Annotated in this window: 7 protein-coding genes; 5 read left to right on the top strand and 2 right to left on the bottom strand. The window is 57.1% G+C overall.

What is annotated here, in order from left to right:
- Positions 1-159 precede the first annotated feature (159 nt).
- Together yqeB and yqeC are read right to left on the bottom strand one after the other, a co-directional pair.
- On the bottom strand, positions 160-1,785 hold the full coding sequence (gene yqeB / locus QVF11_RS16260) for a selenium-dependent molybdenum cofactor biosynthesis protein YqeB (protein ID WP_112217317.1): 1,626 nt from the start codon (positions 1,783-1,785) through the stop codon (positions 160-162).
- A gap of 48 nt (positions 1,786-1,833) precedes the next feature.
- Complete coding sequence (gene yqeC, locus QVF11_RS16255; protein ID WP_142512802.1) at positions 1,834-2,613, bottom strand: selenium cofactor biosynthesis protein YqeC; 780 nt, start codon at positions 2,611-2,613, stop codon at positions 1,834-1,836.
- Positions 2,614-2,639: 26 nt separating this feature from the next.
- Here yqeC and mocA point away from each other — a divergent pair, with 26 nt between their 5' ends.
- From mocA to QVF11_RS16230, 5 genes are all read left to right on the top strand, one after another.
- On the top strand, positions 2,640-3,206 hold the full coding sequence (gene mocA / locus QVF11_RS16250; protein WP_142512803.1) for a molybdenum cofactor cytidylyltransferase: 567 nt from the start codon (positions 2,640-2,642) through the stop codon (positions 3,204-3,206).
- A gap of 450 nt (positions 3,207-3,656) precedes the next feature.
- Complete coding sequence (gene ygfK / locus QVF11_RS16245) at positions 3,657-6,755, top strand: putative selenate reductase subunit YgfK (RefSeq protein ID WP_287858244.1); 3,099 nt, start codon at positions 3,657-3,659, stop codon at positions 6,753-6,755.
- 2 nt (positions 6,756-6,757) lie between these two features.
- Positions 6,758-8,086: a putative aminohydrolase SsnA gene (gene ssnA, locus QVF11_RS16240; protein ID WP_287858242.1), complete on the top strand. Its 1,329-nt coding sequence runs from the start codon at positions 6,758-6,760 to the stop codon at positions 8,084-8,086.
- Positions 8,087-8,132: 46 nt separating this feature from the next.
- Positions 8,133-8,912: a molybdopterin-dependent oxidoreductase FAD-binding subunit gene (gene ygfM, locus QVF11_RS16235; protein ID WP_287858240.1), complete on the top strand. Its 780-nt coding sequence runs from the start codon at positions 8,133-8,135 to the stop codon at positions 8,910-8,912.
- Positions 8,909-11,779 (top strand): molybdopterin-dependent oxidoreductase Mo/Fe-S-binding subunit, encoded by a 2,871-nt coding sequence (locus tag QVF11_RS16230; RefSeq protein WP_287858238.1) that lies wholly within the window; start codon positions 8,909-8,911, stop codon positions 11,777-11,779. The genes ygfM and QVF11_RS16230 overlap by 4 nt, the downstream gene beginning before the upstream one ends.
- Positions 11,780-11,982 lie beyond the last annotated feature (203 nt).

Below are 11,982 nucleotides of genomic sequence, written 5' to 3'. Positions count from 1 at the left end.
CATCAGAGAGAACTGGCCGGTTCTTTCTGACGGAGTCATCATACAAGCCCGGACAAGGCGCGTCTGGCGCCGCCTCCGGGAGAAGTACCAGGCCTGATGGTTTGACGCAACTGCTTCCCGGCTACAGGTTCACAGTCGTCTGAGGGTGAGTAGCCCGCTCTATGCGACTTCCAGCACCTCGTTAGTCGATTTCACGCCCTGATGCATCAGCATCATCAGCGCTTCCAGCACACCGCCGCCAATCGCCCTCGCCTTATCAGAAACGCTGGTAAAATCAGCGGTCTCGCCGCGCGGGTCGATATCGCCAATCTTAAAGCCGCCGACCACAGCCAGACCATCGCTTAACAAGCCGCGCACCATGCCCGATAACGGCGCTTTAATTTCGCTTTCACCAATCCAGGCCACGACATCACCCTCTTCTACCAGATCGCCTAGCTTCACGTTGGCACGCATGATGCCTGCGGCGGGCGCGCGGATCACCCGACGCGCGGTGTGACCCATAATATTGCCGGGAACGCCGGTATTTTCCTGCGCGCAGCCCGAGTAAATCACCTGCCCCAGCCAGTGACCGCGATTGGTCTCAATCACCGCACGGCAATCCTCACCCGCACGGAACCCTGGCCCCAGCGCAATAGTCACCGGCGCCATTTCAATATGAGTGCCCAGATTCTGTTTCGCCAGAATCGCATCGACCACGCAGACGGGCTTCAGCGCCTCAAGCGATGAACAGAAAGGGTCGACCAGTATCGGGATAATACCGCGTTCAGCCAGCGCAATCGCCTCTGCCGTCGTGCTCGCCAACCGGGCGGTTACGCCTTCGACCACCATCTCGCCGTCAAACGCTGCCTGGGCAAAAGCCACGCTGCGGCGGATAACCGTCGGTTTCTCAACCTCCAGCATGAACACTTTGAATCCGGCATGAAACAGACGCAGCGCCACACCGCTGGCGATATCCCCCGCGCCGCGAACCACCACGCGCTGGTGTCCGGACGGGTGCGCTGCTCGCATCATTAAGCCGCCGGGAGCATTGTTTTTAACCTGTAAGATTTCAGCCAGCACGCTCACTGCAATCTCCTGCGGCGTTTCGGCACCAATGTTATAACCCACCGGCGCATGCAGGCGCGCGAGATGCTCTTCATCAACCCCCTTCTCCCGCAGCTGGCGCATAAAAAGCTGAACCTTGCGGCGGCTCGCCAGCAACCCCAGCCATGCCACCGGACGCTCCACCAGCTTATCCAGCGCCTCGCGATCCTGATTATTGGTGGCGATCAGCACAAAGTTATCGGGGCGGATCTCCAGCGCATCCACCGCCGCGGCAAACGAGTCGGCACAGAGTAGCTGCACCGAAGGAGGAAAAGAGGCCGGATTTAAGCTTTCGCGATGGATATCCGCCACGGCGATATCAAACCCCAATAACGCCGCGCTCTGGGCAATAGCCCGATTCACATGCCCCGCGCCAATCAATACCAGCCGGGGCCGCAGCCCGTGGACGCTAATAAATACCGTCATCGCGCCGCCGCAATCTGAACCCACGGCATCGGTGCCGTTACGCGCCATTCGCCCATGAAACAAGCGCGGCTTTCGCTCCTCTAATGCCTGTAGCGCCTCGTCGATCACCTTACGCTCCACCATACCGCCGCCAATGGTGCCGACGATGGTTCCATCCTGATGGACAAGCATTTCTGCTGAATGTCGCGGCGTTGAGCCACGACTATCCACAATTTGCGCCAGCGCAAATGGGCTGTTTTGTTCTTCGAGTCTTGCCGCTTCTGTGAAAATATTCATAAAAACCTCAGTGGATATCCGTTCGGTAGATCCGGTCTCCCGGCGTCTCTATCTCACAAATCTGCGCAAAATCAGCGGGCGTTCCAGTATCGCGCCCAGCCAGATGGCATCCATATCTCCATTGCGCAAGAGCGGGTTCAGTTCGTCTTCAGCCAGGCGATTCTCAGATTGAGAAAACTGGTTGAGGAACCAGATCCGTCGGCTGCCCAGCGGTACGTTTTTAAACGCGCCCTGCGGATGGCGAATGAGCCGGAGAAGGTGCCCGAACGTCAGCGGTTCATCCGCTGTCAGGCCGGTAATATCAGCAAACAACGGCCAGCGATGGACATTTTCCGCTCCCGTTTTCTCCCCCAACATATGCCCGCCCGTTACGGCAATCACGGAGCAGCTGCTTTCAGGTATGCAAGGTTCATGCTCATCCGGCGCTTTCAGCGGCAATCCGTGAGCGCCGTCAGCTTCCACTAAAATAACGTCGCATTCCTCTCGCGCAGCCAGCGCATCAATGGCGCTCGCCGAAAAACCTCGTGCTTTGCCCTCCTGTGCTTTCCATGAGTGAAAACAGGTTAAAATGGGCAATTTGAGATAGTGAGAAGGCAGAGCGGCAGGTTCCCGACAAAAGATCACCGGATAAGCGGAATCAGGCAGGAACATATGAGTCGTCGTCGTCACCACGACGCGCCGGCCGCTGGCATGGAATAACTGAGCCAGCGAGAAAATGGTGCTGGTTTTGCCTCCGGCCCCCACCACTGAAATAACCGATGGACGGTTCTGCGCACCTAAGTCAAAGAACAATTCGGCGTTATCCGTTATATTTTCCTTGGTAACCATCAATCACCTTAAATAATGGACGCGCAATGCCAGCTATCGACTGTATTATTACCGCCGCGGGGCTTTCATCACGGATGGGAGAATGGAAAATGATGTTACCCTGGCAAGGAGGGACAATTCTTGATGCAAGTATCAAAAACGCCCTGCAATTTTGCAGTCGGGTTATTTTAGTCACGGGATATCGTGGCAATGAACTGCATCAACGTTATGCCAATATGCGTGATATTATTATTATCCACAACTCAGATTATGCTGACGGTTTATACTCTTCCGTGAAGGCTGCCGCCGCCGCCGTTGAGAGCGAATACTGCTTCATCACCCACGGTGACATGCCCTGCCTTACCGTTGAAATATTCAATAAAATGTGGTCCTTACGTAACACCAGTGCACTCATACCTTACTATCACGGCGTCCCTGGACACCCTATTTTGCTCACCCGAGAGTGCCTGCGGCAAGCTATCTCCCGGCCACATAAAAATATGCGTCAGGCATTGCTGGCGGGCGAGCATAATAGAGTAAAAATAAACAATCGCGAAATCACTTTAGATATCGATACACCAGAGGATTTTATTAACCTACATCATTGTCAATAAAATTTCTTACCTGCCAAGTTAAACGATTGCGTTCAAATAATCAAACCAGGCGTCTTTCGCACTTATCATAATGATACAAACCCACCCTTTTTGAGAAAATAAGATACTTTCGAGAAACTCTGACTTCATCAACGACCAGGACTGATTTTAATTCTCATTTGCGCAATGTGAGTTCTTTCACAAAGCAGACTTAACTTTAGAAGCGCTTCACAAAAAATTATATTTATGCCGCTCGCCAGCAAGAGTGGTGTGAATATTGCTCCATATCTCTCAGGCTACCGGTTTATCTATACCGGTCAATCAGTGAGAACTATATACCCTAAATAATTCAAGTTGCAGGAAGGCGGCAAGTGAGAGAGTCCCCAGGAGCTTACATAAGTAAGTGACTGGGGTGAACGAGTGAAGCCAACGCACATGCAACTTGAAGTATGACGGGTAAAGGAGAGGGTTATGGGGGATATTATGCGTCCCGTTCCGTTCGAGGAACTCTTGACGCGCATATTTGATGAATACCAACAGCAGCGCTCCATCTTTGGTATTCCCGAGCAACAATTTTACTCACCAGCCAAAGATAAATCGGTCAGCGTCTTTGGCGAAACCTGCGCTACCCCCGTTGGCCCCGCTGCTGGCCCGCACACCCAGCTGGCGCAAAATATTGTCACCTCCTGGCTCACCGGCGGCCGCTTTATCGAGCTGAAAACGGTACAAATTCTTGACCGGCTGGAGCTGGAAAAACCCTGTATCGATGCCGAAGATGAGTGCTTCAATACCGAATGGTCCACCGAATTCACCCTGCAAAAAGCGTGGGATGAGTACCTGAAAGCGTGGTTCGTTCTGCATCTGTTAGAGCAGGTTTTCCAGCCCTCGGGCGCGGAAAAGTCGTTTATCTTCAATATGAGCGTCGGCTACAACCTGGACGGCATCAAGCAGCCGCCAATGCAGCAGTTTATTGACTCAATGACAGACGCCTCCACGCAGCCGAAATTTGCGCAATATCGCGATACGCTTAGCCGCTGGCTGCACGACGATACCTTCCTTGAGCGCCACGGCCTGAGCGAGCAGCGGGAAAACCTGCGCGCGCTGCCTGCGCGCATTCCTGCCACCCTGGTTCACGGCGTAACGCTCTCCACCATGCACGGCTGCCCGCCGCACGAAATCGAAGCTATCTGCCAGTACATGCTGGAAGAAAAAGCGCTGAATACCTTCGTGAAGCTGAACCCGACGCTGCTGGGCTACGCACGCGTTCGCGAGATTCTGGATAGCTGCGGCTTTGCGTATATCGGCCTGAAAGAGGAGTCGTTCGAGCACGATCTCAAACTGGCCCAGGCTCTGGAAATGCTGCAACGCCTGATGGCGCTGGCAAAACAGAAATCGCTCGGTTTCGGCGTGAAGCTGACCAACACTCTTGGCACTATCAATAATAAAGGCGCGCTTCCCGGCGATGAGATGTATATGTCTGGCCGCGCGCTGTTCCCGCTCGCCATCAACGTGGCGGCGGTGCTGTCCCGCGCTTTTGACGGCAAATTACCCATTTCTTATTCCGGCGGCGCCAGCCAGCTGACTATTCGCGACATTTTCGACACCGGGATCCGCCCCATTACGATGGCGACCGATCTGCTCAAGCCCGGCGGCTACCTGCGCCTGAGCGCCTGCATGCGCGAACTGGAGTCATCAGACGCTTGGGGCATGACCCACGTCGACGTTGAACGATTAAACCGGCTGGCAGAAGACGCCGTCACCATGGCCTATACGCAGAAACGCTGGAAACCGGAAGAGCGCATTGAGGTTGCTGAAGATCTGCCGCTGACCGACTGCTACGTCGCACCTTGTATTACGGCCTGCGCGATCAAACAGGATATTCCGGAATACATTCGCCTGATGGGCGAGCAGCGCTATGCCGACGCGCTGGAGCTGATTTATCAGCGCAACGCCCTGCCCGCTATCACCGGGCATATCTGCGATCATCAGTGCCAGTACAACTGTACGCGCCTGGACTACGACAGCGCACTGAACATCCGTGAACTCAAAAAAATCGCACTGGAAAAAGGCTGGGATGAATACAAGCAACGCTGGCATAAACCGGCGGGCTCCGGCTCACGCCATCCGGTTGCGGTCATTGGCGCAGGCCCGGCGGGACTTGCCGCAGGCTATTTTCTGGCGCGCGCGGGGCATCCGGTTACCGTGTTTGAGCGGGAAGCCAACGCCGGCGGCGTCGTCAAAAACATCATTCCGCAGTTCCGCATTCCGGCGGAGCTCATCCAGCATGATATCGATTTTGTCGCCGACCACGGCGTGAAATTCGAGTACGGCTGCGACGCGCATCTGACGGTCGAACAGCTAAAAAATCAGGGTTATCAGTATGTGCTGGTCGCCACCGGGACCGATAAAAACAGCGGTGTCACGCTGCACGGCAATAACCCGCACGTCTGGAAATCGCTGCCTTTCCTGCGGGAATACAATCTGGGTTCCACGCTCAATCTGGGTAAACACGTGGTGATTGTGGGTGCAGGCAACACCGCCATGGACTGCGCCCGCGCGGCGTTACGCGTACCCGGCGTGGAGAAAGCCACCATTGTATATCGCCGTTCGCTTCAGGAAATGCCCGCCTGGCGCGAAGAGTATGAGGAGGCGTTGCACGACGGCGTTGAGTTCCGCTTCCTGAATAATCCGCAGCGCTTTGATGCCGATGGCACACTGACCCTGCGGGTGATGTCGCTGGGTGAACCGGACGCCAAAGGTCGCCGCCGTCCGGTCGAAACCGATGAAACCGTAACGCTGTATGCCGACAGCCTGATCACCGCCATCGGCGAGCAGCAGGATACCGACGCCCTGAGCGCCATGGGTATTCCGCTGGATGAAAAAGGCTGGCTGGAGGTCAATGCCAGCGGCGAAACCCGCCTTGCCAACGTCTTTATGATTGGCGATGTTCAGCGCGGCCCCTCTTCCATCGTCGCCGCTATCGGCTCAGCCCGTCGGGCAAGCGATACCATCCTCTATCGGGAAAATATCCGCACCCACCACGCGGATAAACGCTGGAACAACGTCAGCCCGGCTGAAATCTACCAGCGCAAGGGGGAAATAGCGGTCGCGATAGTCAACAAAGACGACCGCGATGCCTTCGTCGCTCAGGAAGCCGAACGCTGCCTTGAATGCAACTACGTGTGCAGCAAGTGCGTGGACGTCTGTCCGAACCGCGCCAACATCTCTATTGCGGTCCCTGGCTTCCAGAATCGCTTCCAGACGTTGCATCTGGATGCTTACTGCAACGAGTGCGGCAACTGCGCCCAGTTCTGCCCGTGGCTGGGCAAACCTTACAAAGACAAAATCACCGTCTTTAGCCTGGCACAGGATTTTGACTCCAGCAGCAACCCCGGATTCCTGGTGGAAGATGACCGCGTGCGCGTGCGTCTCAATAGCCAAAGCTGGGTACTGAATATCGACAACGACGGCCAGTTCGCCAGCATCCCTCCGGGGCTGGATGAGATGTGTCGCATCATCAGCCATGTCCACCAGCAGCATCACTATCTGCTGGGCCGGGTGGAGGTATAACGATGTTAATTCTAAAGAATGTGACCGCCGTACAGCTCTATCCGGCAAAAGTGCAGGAAGGCGTTGATATCGCTATCGAAAATGACGTTATTGTTGAGGTTGGCGATGCACTGACCCGCCGCTATCCACAGGCTGACTGGAAGGAGATGCACGGGCGTATCGTGATGCCCGGACTGGTGTGCGCACACAACCATTTCTACTCCGGATTGTCGCGCGGCATTATGGCCAACATCGCCCCCAGCCCGGATTTTATTTCGACGCTGAAAAATCTGTGGTGGCGGCTGGACCGCGCACTGGACGAAGAGTCTCTCTACTACAGCGGGCTGATTTGCTCAATTGAAGCCATTAAGAGCGGATGCTCTGCGGTCATCGACCATCACGCTTCTCCGGCGTATATCGATGGCTCGCTCTCTACGCTGCGCAATGCCTTTTTGAAGATTGGCCTGCGCGGGATGACCTGCTTTGAAACCACCGACCGCAACGGTGGAGTCGATGAATTGCAGGCAGGCGTAGAGGAAAATATCCGCTTCGCCCGCCAGATAGACCATGCGCGGGCGACGGGCACGGAGCCCTATCTGGTGGAAGCGCATATCGGCGCTCATGCCCCCTTTACCGTGCCGGATGCCGGGCTATCCATGCTCAGCGAGGCCCTCAAGGTTACCGGGCGCGGGCTGCATATCCACGCGGCGGAAGATCTCTATGATGTCTCCCACAGCCACCATCTTTATGGCAAAGACCTGTTGGTTAGGCTGGCGGAATACGACCTTATCAACAGCAAAACGCTGGTGGCGCACGGACTGTATTTGTCGACAGACGATATCGCCCTGCTCAACGAACAGGATGCTTTTCTGGTGCACAACGCCCGTTCCAACATGAACAACCATGTGGGCTACAACCATCACCTCACCGATATCCGCAACCTGGCGCTGGGTACCGACGGTATCGGCTCCGACATGCTGGAAGAGATGAAGTTTGCCTTCTTTAAGCATCGCGATGCTGGTGGCCCGCTGTGGCCAGACAGCTTCGCCCGCGCACTGGCCAGCGGTAACGAACTGCTGAGCCGTAACTTTAGCGCCCGCTTTGGGCAGTTAGAGGCTGGTTATAAAGCCGACCTGACCATTTGCGATTATGCCGCGCCGACACCGCTGCTGGCAGAGAATATCGCCGGACATATCGCCTTTGGCCTCGGTTCCGCCAGCGTTCATAGCGTGATGGTCAACGGCGTGTTGGTCTACGAAGATCGGCAGTTCACCTTTGATTGCGATTCGATTTACGCCCAGGCCCGAAAAGTCGCTGCGGATATGTGGCGGCGTATGGACTCGCTGGCATAGCCCACGCCCTCTTTCGTGCTGAAAGAGGGATTGATGAGGAAAGATTATGATCGAGCAATTTTTCAAACCAGACTCTGTAGAACAGGCGCTGGAGCTCAAATCGCGCTACCAGGATGATGCCGTCTGGTTTGCCGGGGGCAGTAAGATCAATGCCACCCCGACGCGACCGGATAAGCGAATCGCCATTTCGTTACAGGACCTTGAGCTGGAATGGGTGGATTGGGATAACGGCGCGCTGCGCGTTGGCGCGATGACGCGTCTGCAAACCCTGCGTGATGCGCACTTCATTCCCACCGCACTACACGATGCGCTGGGCTTCGTCTACTCCCGCCACCTGCGCAACCAGTCAACCCTCGGCGGCGAAATCGCCGCCCGCCAGGAAGAGTCGGTGTTGCTGCCCGTTCTGCTGGCGCTGGACGCGCATCTGGTATTTGGCGACGGCAAGTGCCTGTCGCTGGAGAGCTATCTCGCCGATCCCGGCGCACGGCTGATCACGGAAATTGTCATTAAAGACCCCTTCCGCCCCTGCGCCACGCGCAAAATCAGCCGCTCACAGGCGGGGTTAACCGTTGTCACCGCGGCGGTTGCCATCTCAGAACACGATGGCGTACATATCGCGCTGGACGGTGTGGCCGATGGTCCCCTACGCCTGCGAGACGTGGAGTCGCAGCAACTGGAAGGCAGCGCGCTGGAGCAGGCCGTCGCCGCCGCAATTTTCCCTCAGCAGGATGTTCGGGGTAGCGTGTCCTATAAACGCTATATCACCGGCGTGGTTGTCGCAGACCTGTATGCCGACTGCCAGCAGATGGGCGAGGAGGTCGTATGATGATTCACTTTACCTTGAACGGCGCTGCGCGCGAGATGAAGGTCAATCCCGGCGCTAACGTACAGGCGCTGCTTTTCGGCCTCGGGATGCACTCGGTGCGTAACAGCGACGATGGTTTCGGCTTCGCGGGATCCGACGCGATTCTGTTTAACGGCCGCATCGTTAACGCTTCCCTGCTTATCGCCGCTCAGCTGGAACAGGCGGAGATCCGCACCAGCGAATCGCTGGGCAAATGGAATCAGCTCAGTCTGGTGCAGCAGGCGATGGTCGACGTCGGCGTGGTGCAATCGGGCTATAACGATCCCGCCGCCGCGCTGATTATCAGCGATCTGCTCGATCGTATCGCCGCCCCAACGCGCGAGGAGATCGATGATGCACTCTCCGGATTATTCAGCCGCGACGCGGGCTGGCAGCAATATTATCAGGTGATCGAACTGGCGGTGGCGCGTAAAGGCGACCCGCAGATCGCTATCGATAGCGCCCCGACCTTCCGCGACGATCTGGCGGTCGTCGGCAAGTTGTATCCGAAAACCGATGCGGCAACCATGGTGCAGGCCAAGCCCTGCTATGTGGAGGACCGCGTCACACCGGATGCCTGCATTATTAAAATGCTGCGCAGCCCGCATCCCCATGCGCTGATTACTCATCTCGACGTCAGCAAGGCCGAGGCGCTACCGGGCGTGGTTCACGTGATCACCCATCTTAACTGCCCTGATATCTATTACACCCCCGGCGGCCAGAGCGCGCCGGAGCCGTCACCGCTCGACCGGCGGATGTTCGGTAAGAAGCTGCGCCACGTCGGCGATCGCGTCGCGGCGGTTGTCGCAGAAAGTGAAGATATTGCATTGGCCGCGCTGAAGCTTATCGACGTCAAATATGAAGTGCTTAAGCCAGTGATGTCGATTGATGAGGCGATGGCCGATGACGCGCCGGTGGTTCACGATGAACCGGTGGTGTACGTCGCTGGCGCACCGGATACGCTGGAAGAAGATAACCGTCACGCCACCCAGCGCGGGGAACATATGATTATCAATTTCCCCATTGGCTCGCGCCCGCGCAAAAATATCGCCGCCAGCATTCACGGCCATATTGGCGATATGGAGAAAGGTTTCGCTGAAGCCGATGTGGTTATCGAGCGCACCTACTCCTCCACTCAGGCCCAGCAGTGCCCGACGGAACCGCATCTTTGTTTTACCCGCATGGACGGCGATCGTCTGGTTATTCACGCCTCGACCCAGGTTCCGTGGCACCTTCGCCGCCAGGTGGCGCGTCTGGTCGGCATGAAGCAGCACAAGGTTCACGTAATTAAAGAGCGCGTGGGCGGCGGTTTCGGCTCCAAGCAGGATATCCTGCTGGAAGAGGTCTGCGCCTGGGCCACCTGCGTCACCGGACGCCCGGTTTATTTCCGCTATACCCGTGAAGAGGAGTTTATCGCCAATACCTCTCGCCACGTCGCCAAGGTGACGGTGAAGCTGGGGGCGAAGAAAGATGGTCGCCTGACGGCAGTGAAGATGGATTTCCGCGCCAACACCGGCCCCTACGGCAACCATTCACTGACCGTGCCGTCCAATGGACCGGCGCTGTCGCTGCCGCTTTATCCCTGCGATAACGTCGATTTCAAAGTGACCACCTACTACAGCAATATCTGCCCAACCGGCGCTTATCAGGGTTATGGCGCGCCGAAGGGCAACTTTGCCATCACGATGGCGCTGGCGGAACTGGCGGAGCAGTTGCAGATCGATCAACTGGAGATTATCGAGCGCAACCGCGTGCATGAAGGGCAGGAGTTGAAGATCCTTGGCGCGATTGGCGAAGGTAAAGCGCCAACGTCGGTGCCTACCGCTGCCAGCTGTGCGCTGGAGGAGATCCTGCGTCAGGGCCGCGAGATGATCCAATGGTCGTCACCGAAACCGCACGCGGGCGACTGGCAGACAGGCCGCGGCGTGGCGATCATTATGCAGAAGTCGGGGATCCCGGACATCGACCAGGCCAACTGCATGATCAAGCTCGAATCCGATGGCACCTTTATCGTCCACTCCGGCGGCGCGGATATCGGTACCGGACTGGATACAGTGGTCACCAAACTGGCGGCGGAAGTGCTGCACTGCCCGCCGCAGGAGGTGCATGTCATTTCCGGCGACACCGATCATGCGTTGTTCGACAAAGGCGCTTACGCCTCGTCCGGCACCTGTTTCTCTGGTAATGCGGCGCGTAAGGCGGCAGAAAATCTGCGGGAAAAAATACGCTTCCACGGCGCAGAGATGCTCGGGGAACCGCTAAGCGACGTTGAGCTGGTAGCCCCAGGCGTGGTGCGCGGTAAACAAGGGGAAGTGAGCTATGCCGATATCGCCCACAAGGCCGAGACCGGCACCGGCTTCGGTACGCTGGTCGCCACCGCCAGCTATATCACCGCCGATTTCGCCTTCCCGTACGGAGCGAACTTCGCCGAAGTGGCGGTGAATACCCGTACCGGTGAAATCCGCCTCGACAAGTTCTATGCGCTGCTGGACTGCGGTACGCCGGTTAACCCGGAGCTGGCGCTGGGGCAAATTTACGGGGCGTCGATGCGCGCCATTGGTCATAGCCTGACGGAGGAGATTCTTTACGACGCACAGGGCCATCCGCTTACCCGCGATCTGCGCAGCTATGGCGCGCCGAAAATCGGCGATATTCCGCATGATTTCCGCGCTGTTCTAGTGCCAAGCGATGACAAGGTCGGCCCGTTTGGCGCGAAATCGATCTCCGAAATCGGCGTCAACGGCGCGGCTCCGGCGATTGCCACCGCCATTCACGATGCCTGCGGCGTCTGGCTACGCGAATGGCATTTCACGCCGGAGAAAATACTGAGCGCGTTAGGAAAACTGTAACCACAAGGGGCCGCTACGGCGCAGAGGAATCCCCGGATTGCGGCTAACGCCTTATCCGGGCTACGGAAACGCAGACGACTGAAGGCTTGTAGCCCGGACAGATGCGCAGCATCGCCTCCGGGAAGATTCTGCGGTCTTCCTCCCGGGAGTGGCGCAAAGCGCCTTGCCCGGGCTACGGAAACGCAGACGACTGAAGGCTTGTA

It is taken from the genome of Klebsiella sp. (assembly GCF_027492335.1).
In the GTDB taxonomy this organism is placed as follows: domain Bacteria; phylum Pseudomonadota; class Gammaproteobacteria; order Enterobacterales; family Enterobacteriaceae; genus Klebsiella; species Klebsiella huaxiensis.
This window is presented reverse-complemented; position numbering and strand designations above follow the sequence as displayed.